This window comes from Cupriavidus sp. YAF13, assembly GCF_052113425.1.
Lineage (GTDB): Bacteria > Pseudomonadota > Gammaproteobacteria > Burkholderiales > Burkholderiaceae > Cupriavidus.
The window spans coordinates 233,335-248,590 of the sequence record NZ_JBFRDD010000002.1 but is presented as its reverse complement, the minus strand read 5'-3'; the positions used below and the strand labels follow the sequence as shown (position 1 = coordinate 248,590).

The 15,256-nt window shown below is 60.6% G+C and carries 18 protein-coding genes, 1 tRNA gene and 2 pseudogenes; 12 read left to right on the top strand and 9 right to left on the bottom strand.

Annotation, left to right across the window (positions count from 1 at the left end; translation table 11 throughout):
• Window positions 1-65 precede the first annotated feature (65 nt).
• The 4 genes from AB4061_RS03145 (at window position 66) to AB4061_RS03130 (ending at window position 2,179) form a co-directional block, all read left to right on the top strand.
• Window positions 66-587 carry a hypothetical protein gene (locus tag AB4061_RS03145; protein WP_441630793.1) on the top strand — a complete coding sequence of 174 codons (522 nt, stop codon included), beginning with the start codon at window positions 66-68 and terminating at the stop codon, window positions 585-587.
• Window positions 588-747: 160 nt separating this feature from the next.
• Window positions 748-1,269: a hypothetical protein gene (locus AB4061_RS03140; RefSeq protein WP_441630791.1), complete on the top strand. Its 522-nt coding sequence runs from the start codon at window positions 748-750 to the stop codon at window positions 1,267-1,269.
• Window positions 1,270-1,463: 194 nt separating this feature from the next.
• Window positions 1,464-1,844, top strand: coding sequence for a helix-turn-helix domain-containing protein (locus AB4061_RS03135; RefSeq protein WP_441630789.1), 381 nt, complete (start codon window positions 1,464-1,466; stop codon window positions 1,842-1,844).
• 101 nt (window positions 1,845-1,945) lie between these two features.
• On the top strand, window positions 1,946-2,179 hold the full coding sequence (locus AB4061_RS03130) for a DUF2188 domain-containing protein (RefSeq protein WP_174424498.1): 234 nt from the start codon (window positions 1,946-1,948) through the stop codon (window positions 2,177-2,179).
• Window positions 2,180-2,247: 68 nt separating this feature from the next.
• Here AB4061_RS03130 and AB4061_RS03125 read toward each other — a convergent pair whose 3' ends face one another.
• A complete protein-coding gene (locus AB4061_RS03125) occupies window positions 2,248-2,679 on the bottom strand; it encodes a GNAT family N-acetyltransferase (RefSeq protein WP_441630788.1) in 432 nt (143 codons plus the stop codon).
• 327 nt (window positions 2,680-3,006) lie between these two features.
• Between AB4061_RS03125 and AB4061_RS03120 the strand changes: the two genes are divergently transcribed.
• Together AB4061_RS03120 and AB4061_RS03115 are read left to right on the top strand one after the other, a co-directional pair.
• Window positions 3,007-3,342 (top strand): hypothetical protein, encoded by a 336-nt coding sequence (locus tag AB4061_RS03120; RefSeq protein WP_441630786.1) that lies wholly within the window; start codon window positions 3,007-3,009, stop codon window positions 3,340-3,342.
• A gap of 413 nt (window positions 3,343-3,755) precedes the next feature.
• A complete protein-coding gene (locus AB4061_RS03115) occupies window positions 3,756-4,508 on the top strand; it encodes a carbonic anhydrase family protein (protein ID WP_441630912.1) in 753 nt (250 codons plus the stop codon).
• Between the two features lie 150 nt (window positions 4,509-4,658).
• Here AB4061_RS03115 and AB4061_RS03110 read toward each other — a convergent pair whose 3' ends face one another.
• The 3 genes from AB4061_RS03110 to AB4061_RS03100 all read right to left on the bottom strand — a co-directional run bounded on the left by AB4061_RS03110 (window position 4,659) and on the right by AB4061_RS03100 (window position 7,776).
• Complete coding sequence (locus AB4061_RS03110) at window positions 4,659-5,126, bottom strand: MarR family winged helix-turn-helix transcriptional regulator (RefSeq protein ID WP_441630784.1); 468 nt, start codon at window positions 5,124-5,126, stop codon at window positions 4,659-4,661.
• Window positions 5,127-5,140: 14 nt separating this feature from the next.
• Window positions 5,141-5,914: an alpha/beta fold hydrolase gene (locus tag AB4061_RS03105; protein ID WP_441630783.1), complete on the bottom strand. Its 774-nt coding sequence runs from the start codon at window positions 5,912-5,914 to the stop codon at window positions 5,141-5,143.
• Window positions 5,915-7,308: 1,394 nt separating this feature from the next.
• Window positions 7,309-7,776 (bottom strand): RcnB family protein, encoded by a 468-nt coding sequence (locus AB4061_RS03100; protein ID WP_441630781.1) that lies wholly within the window; start codon window positions 7,774-7,776, stop codon window positions 7,309-7,311.
• A 380-nt stretch (window positions 7,777-8,156) separates the two neighbouring features.
• Between AB4061_RS03100 and AB4061_RS03095 the strand changes: the two genes are divergently transcribed.
• Window positions 8,157-8,519, top strand: a complete 363-nt coding sequence (locus AB4061_RS03095; protein ID WP_441630779.1) for a hypothetical protein — start codon at window positions 8,157-8,159, stop codon at window positions 8,517-8,519.
• Between the two features lie 74 nt (window positions 8,520-8,593).
• Here AB4061_RS03095 and AB4061_RS03090 read toward each other — a convergent pair whose 3' ends face one another.
• Window positions 8,594-8,764 (bottom strand): hypothetical protein, encoded by a 171-nt coding sequence (locus AB4061_RS03090; RefSeq protein WP_441630777.1) that lies wholly within the window; start codon window positions 8,762-8,764, stop codon window positions 8,594-8,596.
• Window positions 8,765-9,109: 345 nt separating this feature from the next.
• Window positions 9,110-9,274 (bottom strand): annotated as a pseudogene (locus tag AB4061_RS03085) (DUF2514 family protein); the annotation flags it as partial.
• Between the two features lie 289 nt (window positions 9,275-9,563).
• Between AB4061_RS03085 and AB4061_RS03080 the strand changes: the two are divergent.
• Window positions 9,564-9,767, top strand: coding sequence for a hypothetical protein (locus AB4061_RS03080; RefSeq protein WP_441630775.1), 204 nt, complete (start codon window positions 9,564-9,566; stop codon window positions 9,765-9,767).
• Window positions 9,768-9,864: 97 nt separating this feature from the next.
• Here the strand turns inward: AB4061_RS03080 and AB4061_RS03075 are convergent, their stop codons facing one another.
• Entirely contained in the window at window positions 9,865-10,341 is a 477-nt protein-coding gene (locus tag AB4061_RS03075) for a hypothetical protein (RefSeq protein ID WP_441630774.1), read from the bottom strand.
• Between the two features lie 1,747 nt (window positions 10,342-12,088).
• Between AB4061_RS03075 and AB4061_RS03070 the strand changes: the two genes are divergently transcribed.
• The 4 genes and pseudogenes from AB4061_RS03070 (at window position 12,089) to AB4061_RS03055 (ending at window position 13,665) form a co-directional block, all read left to right on the top strand.
• The gene (locus AB4061_RS03070; RefSeq protein ID WP_441630772.1) at window positions 12,089-12,334 is read left to right on the top strand and encodes a hypothetical protein; all 246 of its coding nucleotides are present in this window, start codon (window positions 12,089-12,091) and stop codon (window positions 12,332-12,334) included.
• A 10-nt stretch (window positions 12,335-12,344) separates the two neighbouring features.
• Window positions 12,345-12,551: a hypothetical protein gene (locus AB4061_RS03065; RefSeq protein ID WP_441630770.1), complete on the top strand. Its 207-nt coding sequence runs from the start codon at window positions 12,345-12,347 to the stop codon at window positions 12,549-12,551.
• Between the two features lie 55 nt (window positions 12,552-12,606).
• Window positions 12,607-13,029 (top strand): hypothetical protein, encoded by a 423-nt coding sequence (locus tag AB4061_RS03060; RefSeq protein WP_441630768.1) that lies wholly within the window; start codon window positions 12,607-12,609, stop codon window positions 13,027-13,029.
• Window positions 13,019-13,665 (top strand): annotated as a pseudogene (locus AB4061_RS03055) (SOS response-associated peptidase). Before AB4061_RS03060 ends, AB4061_RS03055 begins: the two are co-directional and overlap by 11 nt.
• Before the next feature lie 507 nt (window positions 13,666-14,172).
• Here the strand turns inward: AB4061_RS03055 and AB4061_RS03050 are convergent.
• Together AB4061_RS03050 and AB4061_RS03045 are read right to left on the bottom strand one after the other, a co-directional pair.
• Window positions 14,173-14,430: a hypothetical protein gene (locus tag AB4061_RS03050; protein WP_441630766.1), complete on the bottom strand. Its 258-nt coding sequence runs from the start codon at window positions 14,428-14,430 to the stop codon at window positions 14,173-14,175.
• Window positions 14,431-15,065: 635 nt separating this feature from the next.
• Window positions 15,066-15,152: transfer RNA gene (locus AB4061_RS03045), tRNA-Leu, on the bottom strand.
• Window positions 15,153-15,256 lie beyond the last annotated feature (104 nt).

Sequence of the window (15,256 nt, the reverse complement as noted above, 5' to 3'; positions counted from 1 at the left end):
TAGTCATTGAATTTGCAGTACCCACAGAAAATTTACCTTCAGGTAATGCACAGGTTTAATGGGCCATGGATATTCAAGACACGCGTCAACAGCGCCTAGCCCAGATCATGGCCGAACAGTTCGGCGGCTCCATAGCGCGCCTTTCGGACCGACTGGACCGCGACCCCTCATACTTCTCCCGCATATTTTCGGACACAGGCAAAGCCGGAAAAAAACGCATCGGCGAAACTCTCGCACGCGACATCGAAGCCAAGCTCGGCCTGCCGCGCCTATGGCTGGACGGCGACGCGCAAGACGCTGCCGCACCCCCAAAAGAAGAAACCCTGCCGCCCGAGATCGCCGCCCGATTCGCCCGCCTGATCAATGGCTTGCGCAACGAAGACATCGACAGGATGCTCGCGGCCATCGAATTGATCACGCAGGTCGAAGCCGTGCAATCGGTGCGTAAATACAAGAAAAACACCAAAACCGCCCGCGTGCTGAAGACCGATGGGAGAAGCACGGCATTCAAGCAAGCCAGCAACGCCGTTCACGAAAGCGGCACACAAACACCCGGCAAGCCACGCAAGAAGACGTCCGCAAGCTGAGATCGACGCGGTGTCCGGCTTGCCGGATGTATCACCCCGCCCTGCGCACTCCGCACGCCCCCCGGGAGCATTTCGATTACCCGATGAGCTTGCCTTTTTAGTTACCCATGGGTAATCTATGGCATCGACTTCCCTGAAGCTGCACGACCAAGGAAACTTCATGCTCATCGGACTCTGCGGCCGCCCGGGCTCCGGCCAGGACCTCATTGCGAACCACCTGGCCTGCGGGAACCACGCCTTCCACGTCATCACCTTCGACGCCCCGCTGCGCCACATGATCCAGGCCTGTGCTGGCATCCATGAGACGCACTTTGGCCTGGCAAAACGCAACGACGTCATCCCGGCGCTCGGCAAGGCCCCCGCCCAGTTGCTGCACGCGCTTCGGGAGTCCTGGATCCGTGCGCCAATGGATCCGGATGTGCTGGTCAGGTACCTCGCGCAAACGCTAGCCCGGCTCGACGGCCGCGATGTTGTGGTCCCCGATGTGTCCACGCAGGCAGAAGCTGAGTTCATACAGGCGCGCGGTGGACGGTTGATCCGGGTCGTTTCGCGACGCGGGCTGGGAGCCGACCCGTTGATCAAGGGCGCATGGATTGATCTGGAGCTGGAGGTGGGTGAGGGGCCGGACTGGCCGTACGCGGAAATTGATGCGATCGTGGGCGAGGACGTTTTGGTGGGTTGACGGGTTGCGACGCCGGCCAATGATCAGGGCTCGGCGCATCGGGCGCGACGGCAACCAGCAAACAATATTTGCACAATTGTTAGCCGCAATGGCTAACATGAAGATGCACACGATCGCGTTCGCCAGGCAATCGGCCCGGCTGGCCAAGCCAGCCCGCAAATGCCCGGGAACGTCCATCGAGGAGGTGCCTTGCCATGATCCATATTCAGTTCATCGAACGCGACGGCCACCCCGAGTTCGCGGTAGTGCCTATTGAGGTGTGGGAGCGGATCAAGCATCGGGTCCAGGATCCGGACTATGTCTCGCTGCCAGACCACGCCAAGGCCCAAGACAACGCCTTTCGGATCCCTGCCGCCATCCTGGACGCCGAACTCGCCGGGGATAACCCGGTCAAGGCCTGGCGGGAATATCGCCGCATGACCCAGGATGCGCTGGCGACAGCGGCAGGCCTTAGCAAGCCCTACCTTAGCCAGATAGAGAACCGCAAACGCGATGGCAGCCCCGAGGTTTTCCAGAGCCTGGCGGCGGCGCTGCGCGTCCCGCTCGACGTATTGGTCGGACAGCCGGAAAAATAGCGCGACAGCCGATGTCCAGACGACGTATCGGACACCTCCCGCTATTGCGCGGACAGAGCATCCCCTAAAACAGCAGTAGCGCACTGCTCAGAGAGACAACCATGGATTCGATACCGCAACGTAACGTACACGTCGTGCCTCATGGCGACGGGTGGGACATCATCCACGAAGGAGCAAAGGGCGAAAGAGCGCACTTCCTCACTCAGGAAGAAGCGGTGGAAGCCGCAACAGTGATTGCACAACGCGAGAAGGTGGAACTCCTGGTGCACGGTCAGGATGGCCAGATCCGTACGCGGAATAGCTACGGGCGGGACCCCAGGAGCATAAGGGGCTGATCATGCTCAGGCGGCTGGCGCCGGGGACCCGGCACGCCAGCCTGGCCATGGAATGGCCGCCAGGAGGATCAGAGCACTTTCTTCATCGAGGGAGCAGGATGGAGGACATAGCTCTCGCGCTCATAGAAAGGAATGGCCTCCGGCCGTGCGTCGAGAAACACGGCCGTCATCTCGCGCGCACGCGCGTCGGCTTCCGCATATGCCATCAGGGCGTGACCGGCACCACTGCCGCGCACTTGCGCATCGACCACAAGGTCGTCTACGTGCAGGTGTGCCCCACGCGCCAACGTATGGACGGGCCGCATCCCCATCACGCCGATCAGCTCGTTGCCTTGAAAGGCGCCAACAAGCTCGTAGCCAGAATGCGATTGCCGGCGCGCTCGGCGCAGGAACTCGGCTTCATCCAGCGAGCGCAATTGCGTGATGACAGGAAAAGCTTGCCCCCATTCCGCCGGGGAAAGCCTTCGGATCTCCAGACTGGCGCTGCGCTTTGCAGTCATCGTTTCATTCCTTCCTCATTATCGAAATCCCGATTCTGGCACAGCCTGTAGCAGCCTGCATCCAACGTGCATGGCGAAGTCACCCGCTATCACGTCAAGTCCCGGCAATCCCCTGCTTGATGCGATTCTTTCCGGGTGCTCAGCCGGCGCTATCTCCCTCGTCGCCATATGGCCCACCCCGCAAGGCGCTCAGCCCCCCCTACGGCGGGGTACTGAAACTGGTGCGACGCACCACAATCAATAGCGGCGACAGACTGCCCCTTGGCCTTCTCTCGAGGGTGTAGGCAACCAGCTTGCCCCCCCTTTTTCACCCCACCGGGATGTAGCATGAGAATGACTCCGATTCTTGCTCTAATGTTGGTGCCGGGCGCGGTTCATGCCCAACTCACGGCATACAAATCTTCCGGATCGCCTGGCTACGGTGGCTATGCCGCCGCCTCGCAGCAGCACGGCAGCACGGCCTACGGCTCAGCACAAGGTCAGGGCAATTCGCTCTCCGGCGTAAACGGCGCCATTACGCAGCGCTATAGCAATGCCACCTCAGGGCATCAGCGAGAAGAGTTGACCGCTGCACAGACTGCGGGAGCTTCGCGGGACTACGGCGGCGGTGGAAGCAAAACCTCGTTGAATCCATCGACAGCCCGCGCTCAGCCGGGCAAATGAATGGAAGCGACGCTGCCGAACCGAGGCCATGAGCGTCCCCGTTCTCTTGCGTGCCCAAAGCGATACGCGGCTCCGGGAAATTCAGGCGGCATGCCCGCCTGGCTCTCAGGCACATAGATCTGAATTGCCGGCTCATCCCAGGACTTTCCGCGCGAGTCCGGCATCCGCTTCTGCACAAGCGAAGCGATAACGTCCGCAACGACGATGCGCCCTCCCCAAGGGACCAAAGTCCTATAAGCCTGGGAACCTCACTTCAAATCAAATACCATGTGTTTTGGGGCTAGCTGCGAAGCAGGTGGCTTGGCGATCTGCTGTTGCCTGTCCGGCAGCCGGCGCGAAGAGAATCGCCCATGCATGACAGCTCCGTGATGCCGGCAACAATGATCGCCTTGCGGTTGTTTGCGGAGAATGAAATGCACAAGAAGACTGACTGTTGTCCAGCGGCGTCCTCCAACAGCGTTGGAAGACGCACCGTACTGAAGACTGCGCTCGGCGTCGCAGCCGTTGGGCTGGCGGGAACCATGGGGGGCGTTGAATCGGCTTACGCGGCGGCGCTATCGAAGTCCGAGCGAGACAAATTGACGCCGGACCAGATTATCGAGAGCCTTAAGCAAGGAAATAGACGTTTCCGTTTGGGGAAGATGCTGCCCCACGATTATCTGGCACAAAAAAGAGTGACTGCCGGCGGGCAGTATCCAGCGGCGGTGATCTTGAGTTGCATTGACTCCCGGGCACCGGCCGAGATCATCCTTGACACGAAAATTGGAGATACATTTAACGCGCGTGTCGCGGGCAATATCGTCAATGAGGATCTCATCGGAAGCCTGGAGTTCGCCTGTGCGGCGGCCGGCGCTAAAGTTATCTTGGTGCTGGGGCACACAGGATGCGGGGCAATCAAGGGCGCGATTGATCACGTTGAACTGGGAAACCTGACTGGTCTCCTGGCCAAGATCAGACCGGCCGTGGATGACACGCAGTACGCTGGCGACAGAAGCAGCAAGAATGATGCATTTGTCGATGCGGTGGCACAAACCAATGTTCGACGCACGATTGACGCAATACGAAACGGGAGTAACGTGCTGGCGCCGATGGAGAAAGATGGGAAATTAAAAATTGTCGGCGCGATGTACCACTTAAACGGTGGAGTTGTCGAATTCCTCGCCTGAATATGAGACGCGGTGCGGGGAAATCCGACAGGTAGTCGGGGCGTTGAATAGAGAAGCGCGATTCAATGCGGGACGCGTTTCTCCTTGGCAGTTTCAAGCGTATCGAGGAAGGTGCGCATAGGCGTTTTGCCGTAGCGCCAGCGCCCTCGCTCATATCTCGCCGGGGCTGATTGGTGTCGCCTCGACGCAAGAGATGATTTCCTCGATCGTTGTTTTGCACTGGATGAGCTGTTCAGCGCTGAATTTCTGACTGACTGCATTCGCCCAGGCTGCTTGACGCGTTGCCAATAGCGCCACGGCAGAATGGCCTGCGGCGGTTGGGGCAAGCAATTTGGCGGATTTATGTGATGGATTGTCGATAAACATCGCTAGCCCCTCGCCTACCAGGACATCGGCTAGGCGCTGCACACTCTGCCGGGTTAGCCCCATGAAGCGCCCAATCTCCGCTACAGTGCGGTGTTCATGGAGCACGGCTCCGAGAACACGCCATCGGGCCGCCGTCAATCCCGCTGGCGCAGCGATCCGTTCGGCTGCTTCCATGAAACCGCCTTCGAGCCGGAACACCATCAGCACAATATCCGTCAGAATCGCGCCGGCTTTGGTTTTATTGACAGTCATTTCCGAACTCCTCCCTATCGGACGCTAGCGATGAAGCGCAGGATTTCTCGCTCGACGCGATCGGGCTGGTCGAGCTGTATCCAGTGCCCGGTATCGGCCACCACGGCATGCGGCAATGCCGGCCGCAGCCTATGGAGCGCACTTGGCTTGTCGTTCGCGCTGCTGACCAGGAGAAAAATGGGGCCCTTCCATGCGTCGAGCGCAGCTTCGGGATTCCAGTTTGCAAACGCGGCGGCAAATCCCAGCCGTGCTGCCGGATCGACCGCAGCACAGTCTTCCAGCACTCTGGCCTTTACCTGTGGGTTGTTGCCCGCGATCGAGGCATAGAAGCCCTGCTGCACATCAAGGCTCGCAACCCCATTCAGGGCCTCTAGAAATCCGGCGCGAACATCGGCAGGAAGCGCCCGTGGATCCGTCGCAGGATCCAGCAGGAACAGTCCCGCCACCCGGCCCGCGTGCCTGGCAGCATAGTCCAGCGCAGCTGCACCACTTCCGCTGTGTGCCACGATAATGAACCGATCGAGTTTCAAGGACGCGGCTGTATCGCCAATGTCCTGTGCTCGCCCCGCATATGAATAATCACCATCCGCAGCAGGGGCACTATCTCCGCTTCCCCGCGAGTCAACCGCATACACCCGCCTGCGTCGCCCGATGCGTTCGAGCATCTCCGACCACTGGCTTGCTCTCCCCGAGTCCGCATGCAGGAACAGTACGGACAGATCGGCGCCGTCGCCCGCCTCAAGCAGCGCAAGATTGCCTTGCGTGCCAGCGACTGTTGTTCGCTTCATCGTGATCTCCTGTATCGATCCCGCGGTTTTCGCGGGGAAACTGGCGAACCGCCGGCAACTGCGATCAGCAGTGCGATGGTCTGCATCAATAGCTTGCCCGGGCGCATCACCAAAGCGCCGAGCCCCCATCAATTTGACAGGATGCTGTCACTTTGCCCAAATTGACAGCATCCTGTCAAGCTGGAACCGTGTTGAAAGTGCCGGCGCCAGGCCAGTGGCGGCCTGAATGGTTGTTTCGGTTACCAAGACCTCGAAAAATGAAGAAGCCAGCACATGGCTGGCTTTGGCTGAACTTAGGGACATCTTGTCATCTGACTCTTACAAATTAAATATGTTGCACATCAGATCTTAATTTGATTTAATTCGCGCCGCACAGCATCTGCTGTGCCCCTTTGCGCTCCTGCTTCTGCGCAAGACCGGCAAGGATCTCCCGTCTCGGCCGGTCTTCTTTTTGTGCCCACACCTGATACGGCGTACCCGGCGCTGGCCAGCCGCTGATTGCCTTTGGCGCTCACTTTGGTCGCCCACCCGTGGCTAATTGCAGCGAGGCATGATCCCGAGCGGCAAGCAACCCGACAGTTCCAAGGCAAATCTCTCTGACTGGTTTCATCACTGTCTCCTGCAGAGCTTCGGAAGGCATCCGCAACGCGGCCGCCTACATTGCGGCTGCGCGAGGTGCGCTCCCTTACTTGACGCGCCACAAACGGAGGATCTGGCCTTCTACCGGGCCGGTTTCAACCAATTCACGGCTTCGCCACCATAAGCTGCCAAAGCACGTAGGCTAATCCTGGCACCAACAAACAAGCCGCAATCACCAGGTAGTACCGCAGACCGTGATACGGTGATTCGGAGTGAGAGTGAAAGTGGTGGATCACTGGTTTCATGACGCGCCTCCGAAGGCTTGAGAAGTACCAAAGCCCCGATTCCAGAATAGGCCCAGGCCTCGCCCAACACGACCGAGGTATGCGGTTGGTCGCCTGCCATTGCGACATCCAGCCCTGACTGAGACCTGGGCGAGACCAGCACCGAAGCTGTGGCGCTGGCACTTGAGTCAGAACTGACGTTCAAATGTGTCGCCCCACCTAAGGCGCGGGTTCTTGTCCGTATCAACCTATGTCAAGACTTGACACGCTCGGGCACGGCGGGAATGGCCTACACTGGTTGCATAGCCACCCAATAGGAGGCTGCCATGGTTGCCTCGCTAGTCGTCCTGCTCATCGGATTAGCGCTATGCGCGATCGTTGTCTGGGTGCTCCGCGAACATGATCCGACCCTGCTATCAACACAACAGCGTGCCGTCCAGACATGGTTTGACCACCTGATTCATCGACACTAAGGGCTTATCGTCAAATCATCGTAGCCCGCCACCCGGCGGGCTTTTTGCTGTCCGCAGCCTAGCGCCCGATGACCACCTGGAAGACCACGCCGGTCGGAACGGCGACGAGAAAGTAATCCCCGCCAACGCCCACCCACTGGTATCCGCGCGGCGGAGGCGACAGCCGATAAGCGCGCCAATCATCGATCACGTACTGACGCTGACGATACTCCGGGGGGACCCTTTCACCCCTATGCCAGCTGCCAGGGCCCGGACGATCGGCGCGACGATCAGGGCCATACCTTTCGTCCATGTGTTCCCTGCCCCTGTCGCCCTCCCAGTGTCTTTCACCTTGCCAGCGGTGGTCACCATCCCGGCCGCGGTCGTTGTAGCCGCGCTGGTTATCGTGATTTTGTCCCTGATCATGACCCATGGGCGGCCTTCCGCGATCATCGCCGCCAGGCCCCCTATCTTGGGCATAGCCCGCAATCGAAGTGAGAGTACACGCCGCCAGCGCCAAGCTGGCGAACACCTTGATCTTCCGCATCTCGATCTCCTATAGCCCACGTGTGAGGACCTATACGATTCAGTCTATTCCGCCCCCCCGCGCCAACACGTTACGAAATCGTAACGTGTGCATCACAAGCCCATTGGCGCCCTCACCCGCGCATCCATGCCCAGCTGGTATAGGGTCGCCACAACCTGTCCCGACCCCGGGTGACTTCGCCCCGGACGCCTATGTCCTGGCGCGCAGCGAGCAATTCTGTGCATGCGTACCGCACAACGGCATCTCCAGGATCGACGCCGCCGAAGCCCGCGAGATGGTTGGCGGGAGGCACTGTATATCCATACAGTTAACTCAACTATCCACGCCTGGCTTGAGGCGGCTCTTATACTGGATATCCATACAGTATCAGTGAGAGAGACATGTTCGCCTGCGCCCCCGGTATCGTCTACCTCTACAGCCAGTCCCACGGGGTAGCGCGTTTGGCGATACGCTGCCTCCACCTCGCCATCGACGATCCGCTGCTCGTGGCCGACACATGGAACCCAGAGGCGGAGGCCATCGCCCAGGCCGCGAGCGCGACCCTGACCCTGACTGGGGTCGATACCGCAGCAATCATGGCGCTGCCGTGGACAATCGACCGCCTGGCGTTCGATTACCAGGGCACAACGCTAAGCTTCCAACTCGCCCACAGCATCCAGTTCGCGGGGCCTCGCTCAATCCGCCTGCGCACCCGCGGCGAGCGCCACTATGCCACCCGTCAGGAGATGGCATGTTCGCCGTGACCTATCAAGCGGCATCGATCTTCCTGGGAACCCAGCGCCTGCCCCGCTTTCTGTTTTCTCTGCTTTCATGGTGGTCACGGCGAGCAAGGACCAGCCAGGGCGCCGTTGCGGCGCTCGGGCATGATGAGGCAATCGCGCGCGGCGGCCGGGTCCGCGTCGATGCCGCCGATGCACTTCCAGGTTGCGATCATGTTGCCAACCTGGGAGGCGGCCTTCTTGACGTAGCCGTTGCGGATCTTGCCCACCACATTACGCAGTGGCCGACGAACTGGCGGATGTCCTGCGCACGTACCAGGCCGCCCCCTGCCCTGACTGCGCCGCTCCCCCGGCACCTGTCAGCCGGGCGGGACCGCACCAATGAACAACCCCGAATCACGACACGCACCCCGCTCTCCAAGTCCTCCACCGCCCCCTTGCTGCTCCTCGACGCTTCCCCTCGTTGGCGGGGTACTGAGTTTGATGCGACGCACCATAATCAATACCGGCGACAGATTGACCCCGTTGCCGATCCTCACGGGTGTAGGCGTTTTCACCCTGTCGCCTACACCCCTTTTTTCTCTCCGAGCTTCACAGCCCCCGACTACCGCCGCTCATCCGCCCACCACGCGGCCCTGCGGTGATCCATTCAACGCGTCACAGGCCCGCTCGCAGGCCTGGCCGGCGATGCTCGCGGCGTCAGCGTACCCAGCCAGGATTCCCGCGCGCTGGTCAGCCCGGCCGAGCACGTCGGCAAGCCCTCCGAGGGGATCGCCAGCTGCCGAGCCTGAGCCGGAGGCAGCGGGATTGCCAGCGGTGCAAGGGACGGCAAGTTGATTGGTTCGGACATTTGTGACCCCGAGAAAGAAGAAGCCCGCTCGGGGCGGGCCGTGGCTCTACTTCATTGCCGCCTATCCTCGCAGCGCGGAAACAGGCTTTGTGTGAAGGAAATACTGAGGGGTGGGGAGCCATTCGAGGAACTCAGACGTTCCCCCAATATTGGGGGATCAAAGAACGCACGCCGGCCGTACACTGCTTCCAACGTGTGCACTGCACCATGAGGCCGCTATGAGCATCTTCCTGCTGGGCTTCCTCGTCTTCGAGGCGCTCTGGTTCTTGCCATTCCGGAAGGTTTTCCGGACGGCTCGCTTCGAGTCGGGCTATGAGTATCTGGCCCTGATCCCTGTTTTTGGGCCTCTGGCCTGCGTCTGGATTCTCGCATTCAGGCCTTGGCCGCTGAAGTCGAGACTGGTGCGCACGCTGGCGCCCTAGATGAAAAAGCCACTCGGAGGTGGCCAAGAGCGGCAGCCGGTGAGGGCTGCGGAAAAGAGAAAGCCCCCGAAGATGGCCGAATTCCGGCAAATCGGTTCTACCGCAGTCGCTTTATCTGCGGAAGCGACTCCTGGAATCCGTGGAGCAAACAGCCGACGAGGGCCGGACCGTAGTTGCTATCCGGACCATCTGGGATCTTCCATTCGAAGAAGCCATCCTCGGCAAAGGTTGCGTTCCCCTGCTCCTCGATCAGAATCACGTGGAATGGAACCAGCCGCATCATCTCATCCGCGCCTAGAATGAAGCGCGAAAATTGGTACCGTCCCACGAGGCGCCCATCCCACTTCGCAAAGCCGAACTGAGCATAAACGCGGCCAAAGCTAGTATTGAGTTCGAAACTCTCTCTCTCGTCACCCGGCAACGCTGGGCCTTCCACCGCGGCGCGGGCCATGAATCCCTCTTGAGCAAGACACTCGCCCACGAACTTCATGAACCGCCTCGCCTGCGCGCGAAGCATCTCGGCACGCATGGCGTTTTTCTTGGCGGCGTCGCCCTGCTCTTTTGTGGCTTCCATGTCAGCTTCATGAGAGTGAAGTGATGCCCAGTCTCCGACGTGCCGGCGGTGCCTGCAATAGCCCTTTATGGGGGAATGTAGATCGCCGGATCGAGGTGGCGTGGCGAACCAATAAATACGGAAATCCCACGAGAGGAAGTGCGCTATTTAACTGGTGACAATGGTTTCCTGCAGCAGGTACACGGACCCTCTGCAATACGAAGAGCCGACCACATGGAATAACTGATCGACTTTGCCAGCCTACTCTGCATCCTCATCGCACTGAGGGGATAGCGTCATGCGAGAGCCATCCGCGCTGGCGCACTCTGCGGCCGTTAAAAAGCCCGCCAAGGGCGGGCTGTGGTGTTGGACTAGCGGAATAGCCGCACTAGCGCTGAGCGACTCTCGCCGAGCGGCATCGGTAGTTGCGTCGGACTGGAAACACCGAGGCTATCTATAGCCATAGTTGACACCGCTTGCCTTGCGGAGATAGGCGCCGCCATGCGCGCCGCAATCGCCAAAGGAGAGACGAAGTGATTGCCTCGCGCCACTCAGCAGCGGCCCTTCTTTGCTTGCCCAGGCGGGCAAAAGGACGCGTTCCCGTCTTGGTCAACTCGACAATTCCCCTTCTTGGCTTGCCCGGGAGGGCAACCGTTGCCTTGGCCACCGCCGTAACCATCGTCGTAAGGGAGCATTGCACAGCCGCTGAGCAGTGCGCCACAGGCGATCAGCAGCAAAAGAATGGGGTTCATGGCTCGTTTCGCAGGGGAACTATTGATTTCAAGACAGCATACCAGCCGCAATCCACCTCATCGTGAACGCGGGACGCGAAGCAACTCAATGATCCGCCACCATGCCTCGAGTGCTCGGCCATTGATCGTTACCGTCACTATCGTGACTCTGCGCCACGCCCTCACTGAGGCCACCCACATCGCACTTCCCCAGCCCGAATGCATCTTCATACGGGGACGCGACGCAAAGCCTGAGAAATGCGCCGCAGGCAACGGCGATGGCGAGAACAGTAGTCATTGATCGGCAATCGGATTTAGGTCTCGGGGGCAAACAGGCTACCAGCACCGGCCGATTTCGATTGCAAAGAATAGTCAACAAAAAACCGAGGTGTTCGCATGATCCACCGCGAACACAAGACGTTCGGCTTCTGCTGCGGCCTTGGCGGCGGCGCCATTTGCTTCAAGAAGCTGCCTCCCAGGTGGGCGACATGGTGGCCACCTTCACCTGCGCGCGCCTGCCTGCTGCGGACTCCGTAAAGTGCGCCATTTCGTGGGGCCGAACGTGGGGCCGCTATGGGGCCGGAGCGCCGATGATAAGTGAAATGGGATGTAGCAGAGTGCAGCGAGGCGATTGCTGCAGATCGCCTGCTAAGCCTTGTGGGGCCTAGCTTTTTGGGCTGAAGTGATGCGGAAATGCGCGCGGTGAAATGATGCGTGTAAGTGATGTAAAAAAGACTTTTGTGCAGCGAATGAGACTCGATATCTTTTTAATATCAGTCACTTAATAGTCACAAGCGTAGATTTGGCGTAATCCATTTTTGGAGGGGGTGCTCCAAAGAGGACTCGCACACCCTGATGGATGTGACGCAAGATGCCCAAGGAGCACAACCATGCCCGATACGGATGGCGGGCAGCCATACTGTATATCCATACAGTTAACTCAACTATCGGCAGCCCCATTCAGACAACTCCTATACTGTATATCCATACAGCTGATGTGCTGCATTCCGCAGCACCCACCGCCCGGAGTTGCCACCGTGTTCGATACTCGCGCCGTCAAGTACATCATCGTGCCCTACCGCAAGGGCAAGAGCGACACGCTCCTGCCCGGCGAGATCCGCCAGGCATCAAGCGAAGTCAGCGCTATCCGCATTGCCAGCGCCATGGCGTCGAGCTTCGCCGGCGTTGCAGCCTATGAGGTCTTGGTGGACGAGGAAACGGGCGAGATGAATTCGCCCCGAATCCTCGCGCAGGAAGGGAGCATCCCCGCTCTCGGCGAGTGACGAAATGGCCATGTCCATCTTCCTCGAATCCCACTTCCTGCCCGGCGACACGGCCCAGCTGCCCCTCGACTGCGAAAGCGTCACGGTAACGGCCAGTGCTGTGACCGTGCACGGCATTGAGACGCGCCACATCGAGAAGATGGCGTGGACGGCCGACTACCGTCGTTCGAGCAGGACGGCCAGCACCACCGGATCAGGGTCGCCCGGCCGGCGGTGAAAACGCCGCTGCGCGCGCGGTTCCCGCGCCGCTGACTAGCGGCATCCGCCTCGCCATGCCCCCCGACACCTCAGAGAATTGGGTACGCGCGCTGCGCCATGCCGTTCGCGGCGGCACGCCGGATGCCTATGGCAATCCGTTCAGCATGCAGCTGTACCTCCTGGATCCTCACGGCCAGCCAGTCCATACGCTGGACGGCAACGCGCATCATGAATTTCTGAGGGGCTGGTTCAAACGTTTCGTGCTGCGCACTGACCTTCCCGAGCAGGATGCCCGCGTCTGGACATGCTTCTGCCCATGGTCAGACACGATGAGCGACAAGCCGGTCTTCCTTACCCACCTGGCCGGCGGCGGCATCGACAAGATCTTCACCTCGGCGACGTGGCAAGATGCGCAGGACAAGCACCGGCGCGTCTCGGAAAAGGCGCGACGGGTGTTGCCGCTCACGCCCCTGCCAGGAGACGAGGATGTGCACTAACTATGCCCCGGTGCAGCGTCAGCTGCTGCGCGACGTCTTCGGCGTCGAGCCGCCGCCCCTTGACTATCCGCCCGAGACCTGGCCGGACTATGCGGTGCCGATCATCGTGGGCATCGGCGACGGCACGCGCCAGGCGCTGGTGGGCACATTCGGCATGGTGCCGAAGGCCCGCATCCCGCCGGGCGTGGCCAAGTTCGACCCCACGAACGCGCGATCGGAGACAGTTGGCGAGAAGCGCTCGTTCTCCGGACCGTGGAAAAAGGCCAGCTCTGCCTGGTTCCGGCAACCAGCTTCTACGAGCCGAACTACGAGGCCGGCCCCAAGTCCGTGCGCTGGCGGATCTGGCTGAAGGATGAGCCGGAGTTCGCGATCGCGGGCCTGTGGCGAGATTGGCCGGATGGCGCGCTCTCGTTCACCATGCTGACCATCAACTGGGACAAGCACCCGCTGATGAACCGCTTCCATGCCTCGGGCAAGGAAAAACGGAGGAACGTGATCGTGCCGCGGGCGGAATGGAATGACTGGCTGACGTGCTGGAATCCGGAGCGCGCGCGGAGTTTTATGCGACCCTACCCGCCCGAGCTCATGGACGCCGCGCCGGCGCCGCGGGCGCCGAGAGCGAAGGCGGCCGAGTAGACCCGCCCGCGAACACTCCATGGAATAGCTTCGGAGATGGAGCGATGACTAGGCTGATTTCAAGTTTTCCACTGTCACTAGCTTTCATCGCCGCACTCGTGAACTTGGCATCGTGCAACCAGAAAACGCCTTACGAGCGCGAGGTGCAATGCCGCACGACATGTGGCGAGCAAGGAAAATATGGAACATTGGAGACAACACGGCCTCGGCCCCCAGCGTCCAAGGCCCCACTACCAATTGAATACGAGTGCGTCTGTTCCTAATGGCAATCCGCTGGCGATGAAGCTGAGAGCATCGTTGGGTAGTGCGCGGTCAGCACCTATCGGGTCAGCGCGCACAATTTGTGAGGATCAAGCGGCCGAGCGCGGTGCCGGCGCAGCGGCTCTACAGGAGGACTCAATAACAAAGGGCGCCCTCAGGCACCCCCGGCGGCGGTCACTGACTGTTCCCGTCCGAGTCTCCATCCCAGCCACCTTCAGCGCGCGTTTGCAGTGTATCAAGGGCGCCTCAGCGCGCATCCCTAGCCGTCTCGATGGCGAACAGGAAGGCCACGCCGACGCGTTGCTTGGGTAGGGCGACGGGGAGCCCCTCCTGATAGCCCAGGGCCGCCGTGATCGCGGCAACCTCGGCCTCGGAGATTCGCCGCGCCCTGGGCCGGCTGTCTGGCCGCCGGCGGACCGGCTTCATGGGGTCAGTGATCAGCCAGCCCCACTCGTCCCGGGCCACTTTGAGCGCATGAGACAGAAGGCACGTCTCGCGGGACACGGATGCCCCTGACACCTCGCGTAAGCGGGCGTCGCGCCAGGCGGTGATGTGTTGGACTTTCAGGTCGGCGAGCCGGATCGCGCGGAACGGCTTGCCGTCGATCTCCTTGCTGCCAATGAGCTCGAGCCGGTAGATCTCCCCTGCGCTAGCCCCGCTTCTGGGGGCTGATTTCTCGCTGGTACCGGTCTAGAACGTCGCCGACCGTATGCGTCTTGCTGCCTTGACCATCGGCCAGGGAGCGCAACTCTGCTTTCCGCTGTACGGCCCAGGCCTGGGCCGCTGCCTTGGTATCGAAAGACCGGCTTTCGCGCTGACCGTGGACGAATACCGACGCCTGCCATCCTGCTGCCTTTTTCCTCAGACTTGCCATGGCCCAAATTCCTCAGGGCCCCCCGGACCCAGAGCAAGCGCGCTCATCCCGATATTGTGGTGTGCTTATCACATGGCATTTTACCGAGCAGGCTGCGCCTGACGTAGTGCGGGCGTAATTTAGGCGTAATGAGGCATAGTTTCGTTGGTTTTTGTGCGGCATTCCAGACATGGGTGCCGAGGCTCGCAAAAGCCTAGAAACCCTTGTGGGGCTTAGGTTTGCGGCATGATTTGGTGTGGATTTGGGTAGTGCGGAAAGAGGACTTTGGTGCGAGGGAGGGGACTCGAACCCCTACACCATTGCTGGCGTCAGGACCTAAACCTGGTGCGTCTACCAATTTCGCCACCCTCGCAGTCCCTGCGGCGTGCATCCCTGACGGGAGGCCGCTGTGCTCGTTGCCTTACAGGCGTGCCGGGCAGCGTGAGAGATATCACAAGAGCACAAAAGCACAAAAGC